The 15,182-nt window shown below is 60.3% G+C and carries 13 protein-coding genes; 6 read left to right on the forward strand and 7 right to left on the reverse strand.

Translation table 11 applies throughout. The features are described 5' to 3' along the window. Positions 1 to 20: 20 nt before the first annotated feature. Positions 21 to 914 (reverse strand): LysR family transcriptional regulator, encoded by an 894-nt coding sequence (locus tag WLQ66_RS07725; protein WP_158525095.1) that lies wholly within the window; start codon positions 912 to 914, stop codon positions 21 to 23. A gap of 196 nt (positions 915 to 1,110) precedes the next feature. Between WLQ66_RS07725 and WLQ66_RS07730 the strand changes: the two genes are divergently transcribed. From WLQ66_RS07730 to WLQ66_RS07740, 3 genes are all read left to right on the forward strand, one after another. Then, positions 1,111 to 2,493, forward strand: coding sequence for an aspartate ammonia-lyase (locus tag WLQ66_RS07730; protein ID WP_340545761.1), 1,383 nt, complete (start codon positions 1,111 to 1,113; stop codon positions 2,491 to 2,493). Next, the gene (gene cuyB, locus WLQ66_RS07735) at positions 2,490 to 3,923 is read left to right on the forward strand and encodes a cysteate racemase (protein WP_340545762.1); all 1,434 of its coding nucleotides are present in this window, start codon (positions 2,490 to 2,492) and stop codon (positions 3,921 to 3,923) included. The genes WLQ66_RS07730 and cuyB overlap by 4 nt, the downstream gene beginning before the upstream one ends. Before the next feature lie 167 nt (positions 3,924 to 4,090). Then, positions 4,091 to 5,389 (forward strand): dicarboxylate/amino acid:cation symporter, encoded by a 1,299-nt coding sequence (locus tag WLQ66_RS07740; RefSeq protein ID WP_340545763.1) that lies wholly within the window; start codon positions 4,091 to 4,093, stop codon positions 5,387 to 5,389. Positions 5,390 to 5,744: 355 nt separating this feature from the next. On the opposite strand, the gene WLQ66_RS07745 is transcribed toward WLQ66_RS07740, so the two are convergent. The 5 genes from WLQ66_RS07745 to dctP all read right to left on the reverse strand — a co-directional run bounded on the left by WLQ66_RS07745 (position 5,745) and on the right by dctP (position 10,402). Beyond that, positions 5,745 to 6,272, reverse strand: coding sequence for a tyrosine-type recombinase/integrase (locus WLQ66_RS07745; protein WP_340546323.1), 528 nt, complete (start codon positions 6,270 to 6,272; stop codon positions 5,745 to 5,747). A 487-nt stretch (positions 6,273 to 6,759) separates the two neighbouring features. Continuing rightward, entirely contained in the window at positions 6,760 to 7,533 is a 774-nt protein-coding gene (locus WLQ66_RS07750; protein WP_340545764.1) for an alpha/beta fold hydrolase, read from the reverse strand. Then, positions 7,533 to 8,834: a TRAP transporter large permease gene (locus tag WLQ66_RS07755; RefSeq protein ID WP_102855931.1), complete on the reverse strand. Its 1,302-nt coding sequence runs from the start codon at positions 8,832 to 8,834 to the stop codon at positions 7,533 to 7,535. Before WLQ66_RS07755 ends, WLQ66_RS07750 begins: the two co-directional genes overlap by 1 nt. After that, the gene (locus WLQ66_RS07760; protein WP_340545765.1) at positions 8,834 to 9,343 is read right to left on the reverse strand and encodes a TRAP transporter small permease; all 510 of its coding nucleotides are present in this window, start codon (positions 9,341 to 9,343) and stop codon (positions 8,834 to 8,836) included. Before WLQ66_RS07760 ends, WLQ66_RS07755 begins: the two co-directional genes overlap by 1 nt. Positions 9,344 to 9,418: 75 nt before the next feature. Beyond that, on the reverse strand, positions 9,419 to 10,402 hold the full coding sequence (gene dctP / locus WLQ66_RS07765) for a TRAP transporter substrate-binding protein DctP (RefSeq protein ID WP_102855929.1): 984 nt from the start codon (positions 10,400 to 10,402) through the stop codon (positions 9,419 to 9,421). 215 nt (positions 10,403 to 10,617) lie between these two features. Here dctP and WLQ66_RS07770 point away from each other — a divergent pair, with 215 nt between their 5' ends. Further along, positions 10,618 to 11,502 (forward strand): LysR family transcriptional regulator, encoded by an 885-nt coding sequence (locus tag WLQ66_RS07770; protein ID WP_340545766.1) that lies wholly within the window; start codon positions 10,618 to 10,620, stop codon positions 11,500 to 11,502. On the opposite strand, the gene WLQ66_RS07775 is transcribed toward WLQ66_RS07770, so the two are convergent. Beyond that, positions 11,497 to 12,393: a LysR family transcriptional regulator gene (locus tag WLQ66_RS07775; RefSeq protein ID WP_340545767.1), complete on the reverse strand. Its 897-nt coding sequence runs from the start codon at positions 12,391 to 12,393 to the stop codon at positions 11,497 to 11,499. The two genes, WLQ66_RS07770 and WLQ66_RS07775, sit on opposite strands and share 6 nt — an antisense overlap. Positions 12,394 to 12,515: 122 nt before the next feature. On the opposite strand from WLQ66_RS07775, the gene cuyA reads away from it, so the two are divergent. After that, a complete protein-coding gene (cuyA, locus tag WLQ66_RS07780) occupies positions 12,516 to 13,532 on the forward strand; it encodes a D-cysteate sulfo-lyase (protein WP_340545768.1) in 1,017 nt (338 codons plus the stop codon). 117 nt (positions 13,533 to 13,649) lie between these two features. Further along, on the forward strand, positions 13,650 to 14,636 hold the full coding sequence (locus tag WLQ66_RS07785) for a YeiH family protein (RefSeq protein WP_102855925.1): 987 nt from the start codon (positions 13,650 to 13,652) through the stop codon (positions 14,634 to 14,636). The last annotated feature ends 546 nt before the right edge of the window (positions 14,637 to 15,182 follow it).

The following is a 15,182-nucleotide window of genomic DNA, read 5'->3' on the forward strand; positions in this document are numbered from 1 at the left end:
GGGCTGTTTCGGCAAGTTATTCAGAGGTTCTGGGCCAGCATCCAGAACCGCTCCAGCTCTGCCCTTGACCGTTCGATTGAACGGTAAAGCTTAATTTCAATTGCCAATTCGTATTCCGGCCTGCTGATCTTGTGCAATGTGCCGTCTTGCAGTTCCCGCTCTGCGGCTCTTTCTGGCAGAAAAGCCACGCCAAGCCCGGCAAGGCAGGCGGATTTGAGCGCCTCGGCAACGGAGTTTTCGTAAACGGGCTCCACTGCGTCACCCAGGTTACCCCGTTCCAGGCAAACTTGGGAGACCCGACCCAGAAAAGTATCGGGCGGATAGGACAGAAACGGAACCGGGTTGTCTGCGGCCAAGCTGTATTTGACACGCCCATCGGCGCCAACACAGCTGACGGCTATTATCTGGTCTTTTGCGATCGTTGAGGACGGATACCGGTTTTCATCCGAAATAGTAGGCACCGCCGGGTGAAAATAGCATAGCATGAAATCTGCACTGCCGCTCAATATCGCTTCAGCGCAGCCTGAGAAGTTTTCCGCGACCAGCCTGGACTTGATGGGGCCTAGATGGCTGGACATACCTGTCAGCCAGGTGGGAAAAAAAGAAATTGCCAGGGTGTGTAGCGCAACGAAGTCCAGCACTGAGGCTTCCCGGCGGGACAGGCCGCGGATATCGCTTTTGGTTTGCTTCAGCGCGGCAACGGTATCGATGGCGGTTTGCTTGAACGCCTTGCCTGCGGCAGTGAGCTCGACCGGATGCACGCTCCTATCGAACAGGGGTGTCCCGGTCCAGTTCTCCAGATTCTTGATCCGCCGCGTGAAAGCGGATTGGCTAATGTTGCGCGCATCGGCGGCCCGGGCAAATACCCCTGCAGCGGACAGTGCCAAAAAATCTTCCAGCCAGTCGATCTCCATCTGTCTCCTCCGCTTGAAGAAATGAGTAATGCTAGGAGTTGATTGCAAAAAATGCAACGCCCTTGCGTTGGTTGTCATAGTTGCGGGCACGGCCCGGCAGTAGGTTTGGCCCAACGATAGCCCCGTTTCTGTGCCCCACGCTTCAGGCGGGTACAGCCGGACCGCAGAAAGGCCCCAGATCATGAGCAAACATAGAATGGAATCCGACAGCCACGGCCTTGTGGAAGTTCCCCTGGCAGCCGCTTGGGGCAGCCAGACCCAGCGGGCGCTGATAAACTTCCCAATAACTGGCGTATCTATCAGCCACTATCCGGAATTGATCGCCGGACTGGCCTCGGTCAAGAAAGCCTGCGCACTAGCAAACCGGGATCTGGGCGCTTTGCCTGCTGATAAAGCGGCCGCCATTGCCGCCGTCTGCGATGAGATTATTACCGGGGAGCATCACGATCAGTTTGTTGTCGATGTGATGCAGGGCGGCGCCGGGACATCGACCAATATGAACGCCAACGAAGTCATTGCTAACCTCGGGCTTAGAAAGCTTGGCGTGGAATTTGGCGTTTACAGCCGGCTTCACCCGAATGACGACGTGAACCGCTCACAATCCACAAACGACGTTTATCCCACAGCAATCCGTCTGGCTGTCCTCTCCCGGATTCCCCCTCTTATCGAGGCTATGCACTGGCTGACCAATTCGTTCGGCCAAAAGGCAACCGAGTTTCAGCATATTATGAAGGTCGGCCGTACGCAGCTTCAGGACGCTGTACCCATGCCGCTCGGCGCCGAATTCCGGGGGTTTGCAACAACGATCAATGAGGACGCCGATCGGTTGTGCGACCTTTCCCGCCTTCTTACCGAAGTGAACCTTGGAGGCACGGCGATAGGCACCGGCATCAATGCGCCCGAACATTTCGGGGAAACCGCCGTTGCGCACTTGCGGGACATCACGGGCGAACCACTACAACTGGCCCTGGACCTGATAGAAGCCTCCTCTGATCTCGGCGCCTTTGTGATGTTTTCCAGCACGCTTAAGCGGGTTGGCATCAAACTGTCCAAGATTTGCAACGATTTGCGCCTCATGTCCTCTGGCCCGCGCGCAGGAATCGGCGAGATCATTCTGCCTGCAGTGCAGGCCGGGTCCTCCATCATGCCCGGGAAAGTAAATCCGGTTATCCCGGAAGTGGTGAACCAGGTCTGCTACCAGGCGATCGGAAACGATCTGACCGTGACGATGGCCGCCGAAGCAGGCCAGTTCCAGCTCAACGCAATGGAGCCTGTTATCATCCACAAGGTGCTGGAAACGATGGGCTCTCTAACCAGTGCAATGAATGTGCTGCGAACCCGTTGCGTGGACGGCATCGCAGCAGATGAAGAAAGATGCCAGATGCTGCTGAGCAATAGTCTTGTGCATGTGACCGCGCTCGCCCCCCTGATCGGTTATGAGGCCGCAACCAAACTTGCTAAATATGCGCAGGCAAACGGGCTGAGCCTGCAATCCGCTGCAATGCCGGCCTTACCGGAAGAATTGGCCGAGACGGCCCTGAGACATCTTCAGGCTAAGATGCGGGAGGAAGCCCAATGAACAGTAACAAGTCTCTGCGTCTGGGAATTGTCGGCGGCTTAGGCGCCCTTGCCGGGGCCGACTTGCTGAACAGAATTGTTCAGAACACTCCGGTCAGGTCGGAGGAGGATCACAGGGAGCTGGTTTTCCATCAAAAGCCATTGCGCGAACCAGTCTCCCCCAAGGAACCTGACTACAAACCCACACACCGTAAACTTTATGTATTTGATACGCTGTCCCGCATGGAACGGGAAGGATGTGATGCGGCGCTTCTGCCATGTTTTGTCACGCATAGTTTCCTGCAGGAACTGGGGGATGAACTGGAGCTGAAACTTGTCAGCATGACGGAGGCGATTTCAGCTGCGGTTGCAAGGCTGGATCCGCAGCCAGAGAAAATTGGTGTCATCGCGACACCTTTTGTCAGGGAACACGGGCTGTTCGAGCACCTGTTCGGGGTGGATGCACAGGTTGTCTATCCCGCTGCGGAGCTGGAATGCGTTGTTCTGGAAGCGGTCTATGGCAACAACGGTTTCAAAGCCGGAAACCGTAGCGAAGAAGTGCTGAAACCTATCAACGCAGCCCTTGCCAGCCTGTCGGAGCAGGGGGCGACGGTTTTTGTGCCCGGGCTTTCTGAGTTGCCGCTGCTGCTCGATCAGCTTGACCTGCCAGACGGGATGGCAGCCATAGACACGGCGGCGATTTATGCAGAGCACGCGCTACAGGAGACGCAAACAGACCACCGCCGCCGATTCAAAGTCGGGGTTGTTGGCGGTGTCGGGCCTGCCGCAACCGTGGATTTCCTCTCCAAACTTGTTAGGGGTACTGAGGCCGCACGTGATCAGGATCACATCAAGATATTGGTCGAACAAAATCCGCAAATCCCTGACAGGACTGAAAACCTGGTGGGAACAGGAGCCGATCCGACAGTAGCCCTCTATTCCACTTGCAAGAAATTGGAACGCGGTGGGGCTGACATTCTGGTCATTCCCTGCAACACCGCCCACGCCTATGTCGATCGTATCCAGCGCCATCTCGGCATTCCGATCATTAGTATTCTGGCAGCGGCCACTGACCACATCAGGGAAAGCTCTCCCGGGACGCGCACGGTCGGGGTTCTCGGCACCGATGGAACAATCCGAAGCGGACTGTATCAGCAGGCGCTTGAGGAGGCTGGTCTTTGCCACATCGTCCCCGATGAGCAGCATCAAAACTTGGTCATGGAGTGCATATACGGCCCGGCCGGCGTCAAGGCTGGGTACACCGAAGGTCTCTGCAAGGAGCTGATTACCCGGGCTTTTTCCCATTTGGTTGGGCGCGGCGCCGAGGCTGTCATTCTCGGCTGCACGGAACTCCCTATCCTTGTGACGGCAGGCGCCGGCGAACTGGGGGCGCTGGCCGTTGATCCAACCGATGTGCTGGCCCGTAAATGCGTGCAACTGGCAAAGGCCTAAGGTCCTGCCCATAGCTGAAAGCGGTTTCTCCTTGGGAGCTGAAAGGGCGTTGCAAAGTTTGCAACGCCCTTGCCATGTTTGCGCGACGCTGACTGTCATCGAACTGGTACCATGCTGCGACTGTTGGCAGCCCGATCCGGTTGGCTGCCTTGGAAAGGGAGGTCCTCATGGCGAATACCAGTCAAAAAATAGGGTTTTTGGCACCTTGGAGAAACATGCTTCTGTGGAAGCAAATCGTAATCGCACTTGTCCTTGGAGTGATTACAGGCGTTCTGCTGAACGCGACCGGCAACCAGGCAATTGCCGGCATGATCAAGAACATCGGAACCTTGTTCCTGTCGCTCATTAAAATGCTGATTGTCCCGCTGATCTTCGTGTCGCTCGTATGCGGCATGACATCCGTCAGCGACATGGCGCGCATGGGTCGTATTGGCCTGAAGGCGATTGTGTTCTATCTCGGCACGACTGCATTTGCGATCACGATCGGCCTGGCATTGGGGTTACTGATGCAACCCGGCGCGGGCATTGACCTGAGTGCCGCCGCCGCCATGGAACCCAAAACCTCACCGCCCTTCATTCAGCAGCTCATCGGGATCGTCCCGAAGAATCCGGTTGCCGCCGCAGCAGACGGAAACGTTCTTCAGATCATCTTTTTCGCAATCATGTTCGGCCTGGCCATCAACCTGGTTGGCGACGCAGGCAAGCCGGTGCGGGAGTTCTTTGAAGCGCTGAATTCAGTTGTGCTCAAGCTGACAGAGATAGTGATCAGTTTCGCCCCCTACGGCGTGTTTGCACTGATGGCTTGGGTCGCCGGAACCTACGGGCTTGATCTTCTGCTTCCGTTGGGGACGGTGATTGCCGCACTCTATATCGGCTGCATCCTGCATGCGCTGTTTGTCTATGGCGGGCTCGTTTCGGTCTTCGCCCGCCTAAGTCCGGTTCGCTTCTTCCAAGGCATCATTGAACCGCAGATCGTGGCTTTCACCAGCACGTCCTCCTCAGGCACTCTGCCCGTCACAATGACCGCCGTACAGCAGAACCTTGGCGTTAACCGGTCGGTTGCAAGCTTTACCCTGCCGCTCGGCGCAACTATCAACATGGACGGAACCGCCATGTACCAGGGCGTTGCCGCTCTCTTTGTTGCACAGGCCTTTGGTATAGAACTGGGCATGTCGGAATATGTCACAATCATTCTGACGTCGACGCTGGCCTCCATCGGTACCGCCGGTGTTCCTGGGGCCGGGCTGGTCATGCTGTCGCTGGTTCTGACCTCTGTCGGCCTGCCTTTGGAAGGTGTTGCCATCATTGCAGGCATCGATCGTATTCTCGACATGGCACGCACGTCGCTCAATGTCACCGGAGACGCAGCCTGCACCGTGCTCATTGCGAAGTCCGAAGATCAAATTGACCTTGAGGCGTACGACACTCCCCATGTGCTGAAAACTCCTGACGTTTCGCGGGCGTAATCAAAAACGCACATCACTGCGGCCGCACCGGAAGGGGCGGCCGCTTTTTCTTTTTGGGGGTGTATTGACCGTAAAACCGTCCTCCTCGGCTGGTTAACGCGGGTTGCCAGTGGAAGAGGAATATCTTCGACGAACGGCCGTTGGTCGTCGATTCCTTCCCGGGCTTTTCGGAATGACCAAATCTGCCGTTGCAACGCAGCATGAATTGATCGTCGGCGGAGCGGTTTCACGTACTTTTCGCGCCCGCAGCAGAATTTCAGCGCTTCCGGAAAGGGCTCGATCCGACCCACCGCTGCGACCCGAACGTAGGTGCGCTCAGGGTTGGCGAACGGCAAGTGCCGTCCGCCTACGTGGTTCAAATGTCGATTTGCTCGGCAATGCTCAGCGCATCTTCAAGTTCGACGCCAAGGTATCTGACAGTGCCGTCCACCTTTGTGTGTCCTAGCAGGAGTTGAACCGCCCGGAGATTCCCGGTTTTGCGGTAGATTTCCGCTGCTTTGGTCCGGCGCAGCGAATGGGTGCCGTATCCGCTGGGCTCCAGCCCAATCGCGGCCACCCAATCCCTCACAAGCCGGCCATATTGGCGTGTCGAGATATGCGGGCGGTCATGAAACCTGCTGGGAAACATAAACCGGCAACCGAGCATCTCTGGCGACTTGATCCATGCGGCAATGGTATTCCGCGTGTTTTCAGAGAGTTCAAACTGAACGGGCCGCTTGGTTTTGCTCTGGACCACAGACACCCGTTCGCGAACGCGATCATCCCTCACCAGGTCGGCGACAGCCAGTTTCACCAGATCGCATCCGCGAAGCTTGCTATCAATTGCCACGTTGAACAGCGCAAGATCGCGCAGGTTGCCCGCCAGTTCGAGCCGCGCGCGGATCGCCTAGACCTGTTTCGGCAATAGCGGCCGTTTCTGGCCGATGATCCGGCCCTTGTTCCAGGCTCTTCGTTTCGGGGTGACAGCGGGAAGTTGGACTCTTGGCATTGTACGCCCTCCAATCCTCCCGCCAAACCCAGACATCAGCACAGCGCTGACGCCCCAGTTTACAGGTGGTTTGAATGGCTGTTGTCAGCTTGCCGCTTCTTCGGGGAACGCCGCAGACGCATTGGGCAGCAGAGAGCCCTACCCGGTCATTGTGGGTTGTGTTTGCGCGCGCTCTCAGTTGAAGAAATGCTGCATGCGCTTGAAATCTAGCGCTGTGACGCGGCGATGAAACCGGCCATTTGTGCGGCGTTCAGCGAGGCAGGAACGGTCAATTCACTAGGAGCGGGACTAAACAGACCTTTGCCAGCTTTTGCTCTTGCGGAAAGCGGAGAGACAGAACGGGGTGCTCCCTGAACAGCAAGTGCCGCTGCAAATCCGATAGTTACTCGTTGGCACCGCAGCCTTCCTGCAGGAAGTCACGGATCAGGGACTGGAACAGAGCCGGTTTTTCCAGATGAACCGCATGGGCGGCACCGGGCACCACCGATAGGCGCACGTTGGGCAGGTTGGTCCACAGCGATTCAACCTGGGGCCAACGGTAAGAGCGGTCGGAATCGCCCCAGACAACCAGCGTCGGCATGGTCAGCCGCGGCAGCGCCTGCCGTCCGTCCCATTCGGCCATCGCTTGCAGAGCGGCCAAGGCGGCCTGCGGGCTGGCCTGAGCGCCGATTTGCGTCAGCAGCGGGTAGCCGCGCGCGGTGTCCCCGGCCTTGAACCAGGTTGCCCCGATGCGCGCGATGGTCTTTGCCACACCGTCAGACAGCAGCCTTTCACGCGATACCGTGATGGGTTCGAACCGGTCCGGCATCAGGCCCAGCGGGCCGGTTCCGTAGAGGATCAGCTTCTGCACCGCCGCGGGCCGGGTGGCGGCCATCTCCTGGGCAATCATGCCGCCCATGGAATGGCCCATGAGGATGAACTCCGGAACGTTCAGGCTGTCGAGCAGGTCAAGCACTGCCTCTGCCATTGCTGCGATGGTGCTGCATCCCGGCAGGCCTGCGGCGGTGCCAAAGCCCGGAAGGTTGGGCGCGATGACATCGTAGCCGCCGCCGAAGGCATCGATTTCGCTTTGCCATTGGGCGGCGCCGCCCAGGTAGCCATGCACCAGCACCAAAACCGGACCGGAGCCGGAACGCAGATAGGGAAGGTTTGGCATCAGCGCATCTGCTCCGGCAGCCACAGCGCCACTTCGGGCGACAGGATGAGAATGGAGATGAGCAGGATCATGGCGGCGATGAAGGGCAGGCAGCCCATGATCACGTCGCCAATGCTCACCTGTTCGCGGCCAATGGCCTGGATCACATAAAGGTTCAGTCCCACTGGCGGCGTCAGCACCGCGATTTCCATGGTGATGGTGTAAACAACGCCGAACCAGATCAGATCGAACCCGGCTGCATCCATCAGCGGGTAGATGGTCGGCAGCGTGATGAAGGTCATCGATACCGGTTCCAGGAACATGCCAAGCACGATGTAGAACACCAGCACGATGGCCAGGACCGTGTAGGGCGACAGCTCAAACGACAGGAACAGATCGGTGAACTGTTGCGGCACCCGGTAGTAGGTCAGCACGAAGCCGAACAGCACCCCGGCCGACAACAGCAGCCCAAGGTAGCCCATGGTGCGCATGGTGGCAAAGATGGCGCCCTTGAAGCCCTGCCAGTTGAGGTCGCCGACCGAGAAGGCCAGCACCACGGTCAGGAGCGCGGCAACGGCCGCGGCCTCGGTCGGGGTGGCAATTCCTGCGTAGATCGCGACAGTGATCACCAATCCAATCAGAATGACGGGGCCGATGGTGCTGAGGATCATCTTCAGCGGCATCTTCGCGGCGTCCTCGCTGCCGGGGATGTCCTCGGGCTTCATCATGCCCCAGATCAGCACCACCACCACAAAGCTGGAGACCAGGATCAGTCCGGGGATGACGCCTGCGATGAACAAATCACCGATGCTTTGGTCTGTCACGATGCCATAAAAGAGCAGGATCAGGCTGGGCGGGATCAGCACCGACAGTGTGCCGCCTGCCGCCAGCACCCCGCTGGACAGGCGCTTGCCGTAACCCAGCCGCAGCATTTCCGGCAGGGCGACGCCGCCGATTGTGAGCGCCCCCACCATCGAGGAGCCGCAGACCGCCCCGAAACCGGCGCTGGCCCCGATGGAGCCATAGGCGGCAGAGCCCTTGATCCGGACACCCTGATGCAGGAACTGGTAGAGGTTAGGTCCGATGCTGGAGCGTCCGATCAGTTCACCCAGGAAGACAAACAGCGGCACTGCCAGCAGGATGTAGTCGATCCAGACGCCCCAGAGCTTCAGCTCAGACGAGACGATGGAGGTTTCCCAGCCCTGGATCTGCCAGAGGAACGGCAGCGAGGCCGCCGCCAGGGCAAAGGGGATGGGCAGGCCGATGGTGATGAACATCATCAGCAGGCCCAGCAGGCCAAGGCCGACAGTATACCATTCCATTAGAGGTCTCCCGACGGGGCCGGAGTGCGGATCAGGCGGATCAGGCGCAATGCGGCATAAAGTGAGAACAGCACCAGCGCGGTGGCGCCGGGGGCCCAGAACGCATAGCGGGGCCAGTGCAGGATTTCGGAGGCAACGCCGGAGTTGAAGGAGCGGATCGTGGCGCTGACCCCGGCATAGGCAAAGAAACTGCCGACCCCCAGCATCAGGATATGGTTCACGATATCCAGCAGCCGCCGGGCGCTGGGGCGGAGCAGCTCCGTGATCATCGTGACCTTGGGAAAGGCGTCTTCGCGCAGGGCATAGGCGAGGCCGGCAAAGGCGACCGGAAACAGCAGCAGGGCTGTGGCTTCGGTCACCATCCGGTCGGGTTTTCCCAGGCCGTAGCGCACAAAGACACCGTAGGAGATCCACAGCATCTGAACCAGAACCACAGCGGCGCCCGCTCCGGCCAGCCAGACGACTGCGCGTTCCACGGCCCGGATCAGGCGGTCTAGACCGTCATCCATGACAGGGCTCCTTGTTGGAGGTGTTCAGTTCCCGGCGGCGGGCAAGGTGCCGCACCGCCGGGCCGGGGGGGAGCCTTAGGGCGCGTGGCTTGCCAGCAGGGAGCGGATGCTGTCGGCCATTTCCGCGCCGCAGGCCTCGTTCACCGTTTCATCCCATTTGGGTTTGACGCTGGCGATCAGGGCTTCGCGCTGGTCATCGGAAATGGACACTGCCGCACCGCCGCCCTGCATCACCGCATTGCCGACCTGCTGGTCGACCCATGCCTCATAGCGCGGCTGCAGCCATTCCTCGGTCTCGGCCGCCGCGGCCGTCAGCGCCGCCTGCTCATCCGCGGTCAGAGCGTCGAACTTGTTCTTGTTCATCATGTACTGGATGTTGCCATAGAACAGGTTGGCGTTGACCATATAGGGCATCACGGTCCACAGCTTCCAGGAGCTGTAGGTAGCAACCCCCATGTTGATGCCGTCCACGACACCGCGTTCGGCTGACTGGAACACTTCCTTGGGCGCCACGAACACCGGCTCGCCGCCCCAGGTCTCGATCATCATGCTGACCAGCGGCCCGATGGAGCGCACCAGCTTGCCGTTCAGGTTGCCGATGTCGCTGATCGGCTCCTCGAACCACCATTCCTGATCGTAGGAATAGTTCGAGTTGAACAGCGGCACCAGACCGGCGTTTGCGGCCTCATCGCGGATCAGCTCAGCATAGGCGGCATCGAGGCCGGTCTGGTCTTCCAGGCTGACCTCGGCCGGATACAGCGACGTGACCGCGTAGCAGGGCAGGCGGTTGTCGGCGTTGATCCAGCTGATGTCGGAGACGCCGCCCTGAACGGAATCGACGCCCTCGGACCAGCCGTGCAGCGTGGCCGAAGGGAACACCTCAACCTTGACGGAGCCGCCGGTTTTTTCCGCGACGAGGTCCGCGAAATGGGTGAAGCCCTGATAGCGGATGTCGGATTCGTTCACATAGGTGCTGAGGCGCAGCGTGGTCTCGGCGGAGGCCGCGCCTGCGGCCAGGGCAGCCGCCAGGGCAACTGCGGATGTTGTCGTTCTGATCATTCGTTCCTCCCTTGAAACTCGGGCTTCATGGCGGCTCTCAAGGACGCCGGACCCGTGGCTCCCCCTTTTGGTGATTTTGGCCTGAGGCCCGGGATGCCTGTAGGGAAGGCTAGGTGCTGCCGTGCGGGGTTGGCCAACTCAAAAAAAACATTAAACTATTCGAAAAGCGCATAGATGTTTGTTTCCAGTATCTTGCTGCTGGGCTGGAGGGGCAATTGGATATCAACTGGCTGCGGGACTTTACCTGCCTGGCGCGGACGCTGAATTTCACCCGCTCCGCGGAAGAGCGGAATATCACCCAGTCGGCCTTCAGCCGGCGGATCAAGTCGCTGGAGATCTGGATGGGGGTGCCGCTGATAAAACGCTCCAGCTACCCGGTGCAGCTGTCTGAGGCGGGCCAGCAGTTTCTGCCGGTAGCGCTGGAGCTGATTGCGAACCTCACCGACATCCGTCAGACCCTGCGGGCGCAGGAGCAGGGCAGCACCGCGTTTCAGCGCGTCGCGGTGCTGCATACGATCTCGGTCAACTACCTGTCGCTGCGGATAGCCGAACTGGAAGACAGCATTCCGAACCTGCGGGTGCGGATCTATTCCGACAACCTGCGCACCTGCTGCCAGCTGCTCTCGGACGGCACCTGCGATTTCCTGCTGTATTACCGGCACAAGGACGTGCAGCCGGTGTTCGATGAGGCGCAATTCGCGCGCAAGGACATCGGCACCGAGCTGATGCTGCCGGTGGCAGAGGCCGCCGCGGCCAGGGCTGGGGGGTGGGATCTGGACCGGGGCGGGCGCGGGCCGTTTCCCTATCTCGGTTATGATCCAAGCAGTTTCCTGGGATCGGTGGTTGACCAGACCATCGGCAGCCGCACGCCTCCGTTGTCGCTGCGCTATATGGATGCGCTGACCGAAGCCATCAAACGCCGGATGCTGTCCGGCAGCGGCATCGCCTGGCTGCCCGAAAGCGTGGTGGCGGCGGAACTGGCTGCAGGCCGTGTGGTTCAGGTTGGCGGCCCTGTCTGGCAGGCGCAGCTGACCCTGTCGCTGTTCTGCTCGCTTGAACGCCTGGACAAGACCGGGCTGCAGGTTTGGGATGCGTTATGACAGGCCAGGGCAATCCGCCGAATCGCCCAGCAGGCGCCAGACCGCTTCCTGCTGACGGCTGCCGCGCCCGGCGAGGCGGATCATCACCACGTTCAGCTCTTCCGCGGGCAGGCTGGGCACCTGCTGCAGGCGGGCGGCGTCAAGATGCGGCTTGACCAGGCTCAGCGGCAGCCAGGCAACGCCGATCCCGTCCAGCGCATATTCGCAAGCCGCCAGCGTCAGCGCGGTTTCGGCCTTGGGCAGCAGCACGGTGCCGTCCGGCAGCCGGGGGTGAATTGCCTGGCTTGCCACCCGGCCAAGAAATACATCGGACGGGTAGGTGATCGCGGGGATTTCGGTTTGCTCCATCGCGGCCATAAGGGCGGGCGCGGCAACCGGCACCAGATGGTCGGTGCCCAATGCCCGGGTGCCGAAGGCCTCGGGCAGCGCAAGGTTTCCGCCGCCGATCCAGTCATATGCGACGGCGAAGTCGGCATCGCCAGACAGCAGCTGCATCAGGCAGGCATCGCGGTTGCCGGAGCGCACCCGCACCGGCTGGTCCTGCGCGGCGGTCAGCAGTTTCACGATCCAGGGGGATATGGTTGCCGTGATCGCGTGCTGGCAGGCAAAGGCAACGCCGCGGCCGCCGCTCTCGGCTGAGACCTTCAGGTCGTGCTCCAGGCGGCGCAGGCGGGCGCTGAGCTCGCGCAGTTCAGGCTCCATCGCCATGACGCCGGGCAGGATTGTCACCGGCTTGCGGGAGCGGTCGAACAGTTGGGCGCCAAGGCGGGTCTCGATGCCGCGCACCCGCCGGGTGAAGGCGGGCTGGGTCAGCAGGCGCTGCTCTGCCGCGCGCGCCAGAGAGCCAGTGTCAATCACCGCAAGTATGTCGTCGATCCAGTCCAGCTGCATGGCGGCAGATTAGGTCGAAAATGTCATAACATGCAAGATCGGCAATTTTAGCTGCGGATTTTGCATTAGTTTACTGTGTTTGGGTTGGGTAACTTGCAGGAAATCCACATTAGGAGAGTCCCATGCACCTTGCCCGCTTCCCCCGCCGTTTCATCGCGCATCTGCCCACGCCGCTTGAGCGGCTCGACCGCCTGAGCAAGGAGCTGGGCGGGCCCGAGATCTGGATCAAGCGGGACGATTGCACCGGGCTGTCCACCGGCGGCAATAAAACCCGCAAGCTGGAGTTCCTGATGGCAGAGGCGGAGCTGCAGGGAGCCGATATGGTGATGACCCAGGGTGCCACCCAATCGAACCATGCCCGCCAGACTGCGGCCTTTGCGGCTAAGCTGGGCCTCGATTGCCATATCCTGCTGGAGGACCGCACCGGCTCGAACAACGCGAATTACAACAACAACGGCAACGTACTGCTGGACCACCTGCATGGCGCCACCACCGAAAAGCGCCCCGGCGGTCTGGACATGAATGCGGAAATGGAGGCCGTGGCCGAGAAATTCCGCGCCGATGGCAGAAAGGTCTATACGATCCCCGGCGGCGGCTCCAACGCCACGGGCGCACTGGGCTATGTGAACTGCGCCTTTGAGATCCTGCAGCAGGCCAATGCCGGCGGGCTGAAGATCGACCATATCGTTCATGCCACCGGCTCTGCCGGAACCCAGGCGGGGCTGATCACAGGCCTGAAGGCGATGAACGCGCAGATCCCGCTCTTGGGTATCGGTGTCCGGGCGCCCAAGCCCAAGCAGGAAGAGAACGTCTATAACCTGGCCTGCGCCACGGCGGAGAAGCTGGGCTGCGGCGGCATCGTGCAGCGCGAAGATGTGGTGGCCAACACGGATTATGTCGGCGAGGGTTATGGCATCCCGACCGAAGGCGGTCTGGAGGCGATCCGGATGTTTGCCGAGCTGGAAAGCATCCTGCTGGATCCGGTCTACTCCGCCAAGGGGGCGGCCGGCTTCATCGATCTGATCCGCAAGGGGCATTTCAAGAAAGGTGAGCGGGTGGTATTCCTGCATACCGGCGGCGCGGCGGCACTGTTCGGATATGATGCCGCCTTTGACCATAAGGCCCGCTGGACATCCTGATCCGCGTTCTTCTGTGCGGCCTGCCCTCTTAGGGTCGCACATTCTCTGTAGAATGCCATGCCTGGCCCATGACCGGGGCCAGTGCGTGCATTTGCACTTCCGATTGAGGAGAGGCCAATGATTTCGGCGATCAAACCGCGCTGGGACAGCCACTTTGGCGGCATACTGCTCGTCTGCGTGATCGCCGCCGCCGCAACCTTTCTGTCAGAACACTATGGCGCGCCTGCCATGCTGTTTGCGCTGCTGATCGGGATGGCCTTCCATTTCCTGAACAGCGACCCGGCGTTTTCACCCGGTCTGGACTTTTCCGCAAAGACCCTGCTGCGCGTTGGTGTTGCTCTGCTGGGGCTGAGACTGAGCATCGGCGACGTGGAGAGCGTGGGGCTGGGCGCTGTCGCCGCGGTGGCCGGTTTCGTCATTGCCACCCTCGCCTGGGGGGCGGCCCTGTCCTTCCTGTTCGGCCGCCGCCTTGCCTTCGGCCTTCTCGCAGGTGGAGCCGTGGCGATATGCGGGGCCTCCGCCGCGCTGGCCATTGCCTCCGTTCTGCCGCCGCGCAGCGGCCGCGAGCAGGACACCCTGTTTGTCGTGATCGGCGTTACCGCCCTTTCGACCATCGCCATGATTGTCTATCCGGTCCTCTTTGCGGCCGTCGGGATGAGCGACCTGGAAAGCGGTTTCCTGATTGGCGCCACCATTCACGATGTCGCCCAGGTGGTCGGGGCTGGCTATTCCATCAGCGAAGAGGCCGGGGTCATTGCCACCTTTGTGAAAATGGTCAGGGTGGCTTTGCTGCCCGTGGTGATGCTTCTTGTCATGGCCAGCTTCCGCGGCGCACAAGCGCAAAAACTGTCGCTGCCGTGGTTCCTTGTTCTGTTCATTGTCCTGGCGGTTCTTGCAAACACCGTTTCAGTGCCGCAGGCAATTACCGAAGCGGCAGGCGCCCTGTCGCGCTGGTGCCTGGTTATCGCCATCTCGGCACTTGGCGTGAAGACCAGCCTCTCCACGATCCTCAAGGTGAAACCCAGCTACGGAATTATCCTTCTGGCCGAGACGCTGTTTCTTCTAGCCCTGGCGGTCGCTTTTGTCATGGGCTTGGGTTTGTAAGCGTGGGTGGTCGAGGGCTAGCGGAAAGCTTCTAAACCCGAACGACCGCTGCAACGACACGCGCTGCATCGCAACGATGGACGCGCTATGTGCGAGAACAGATGCTGCGTCAGCAATTGTCAAATTTCCAATGTCAGTTTTGTCCGGCGACCTGTGAATTCGGGTGAGTGATCTCGCTGCGGCGCGCATGAGTGACCGCTCTTCCTGCTGCTTGGCGGCATCAAATTTCTTGCTCACGCGGCGATTTTTCTGCTGCGAGCACGCGCAGCGAGAACATCCAAGGTACAGGTTGGGCTCACTACCGACTTGCGGCGATGCGGCGGCAGGGTTGCAGCGAAACTTCACCAAGACGCTTCTACCAGACAACGCAAGGCAGCCCAATCACGACATTCAGGCAGGGCGCAGCGCAAGCGCCGCTGCAAGCGCGAAAGGTCTCCCGAAAGCGGACCTTCAAGCCTGTCCAATTGATCCAGGCGATACTGCGATCAGTGTAGACGTCAGCGACGCGCAGGAAAGCGGGCTTTGCAAAGTCGGAGCTTCTTTCTT

Source organism: Phaeobacter sp. A36a-5a, from assembly GCF_037911135.1.
In the GTDB taxonomy this organism is placed as follows: Bacteria; Pseudomonadota; Alphaproteobacteria; order Rhodobacterales; family Rhodobacteraceae; genus Phaeobacter; species Phaeobacter bryozoorum.

Excerpts from the sequence above, each read along its gene's own strand:
- WLQ66_RS07725 (WP_158525095.1), bottom strand. The coding sequence starts at position 914 with ATGGAGATCGACTGGCTGGAAGATTTTTTGGCACTGTCCGCTGCAGGG.
- WLQ66_RS07730 (WP_340545761.1), top strand. The coding sequence starts at position 1,111 with ATGGAATCCGACAGCCACGGCCTTGTGGAAGTTCCCCTGGCAGCCGCT.
- cuyB (WP_340545762.1), top strand. The coding sequence starts at position 2,490 with ATGAACAGTAACAAGTCTCTGCGTCTGGGAATTGTCGGCGGCTTAGGC.
- WLQ66_RS07740 (WP_340545763.1), top strand. The coding sequence starts at position 4,091 with ATGGCGAATACCAGTCAAAAAATAGGGTTTTTGGCACCTTGGAGAAAC.
- WLQ66_RS07750 (WP_340545764.1), bottom strand. The coding sequence starts at position 7,533 with ATGCCAAACCTTCCCTATCTGCGTTCCGGCTCCGGTCCGGTTTTGGTG.
- WLQ66_RS07755 (WP_102855931.1), bottom strand. The coding sequence starts at position 8,834 with ATGGAATGGTATACTGTCGGCCTTGGCCTGCTGGGCCTGCTGATGATG.
- WLQ66_RS07760 (WP_340545765.1), bottom strand. The coding sequence starts at position 9,343 with ATGGATGACGGTCTAGACCGCCTGATCCGGGCCGTGGAACGCGCAGTC.
- dctP (WP_102855929.1), bottom strand. The coding sequence starts at position 10,402 with ATGATCAGAACGACAACATCCGCAGTTGCCCTGGCGGCTGCCCTGGCC.
- WLQ66_RS07775 (WP_340545767.1), bottom strand. The coding sequence starts at position 12,393 with ATGCAGCTGGACTGGATCGACGACATACTTGCGGTGATTGACACTGGC.
- cuyA (WP_340545768.1), top strand. The coding sequence starts at position 12,516 with ATGCACCTTGCCCGCTTCCCCCGCCGTTTCATCGCGCATCTGCCCACG.
- WLQ66_RS07785 (WP_102855925.1), top strand. The coding sequence starts at position 13,650 with ATGATTTCGGCGATCAAACCGCGCTGGGACAGCCACTTTGGCGGCATA.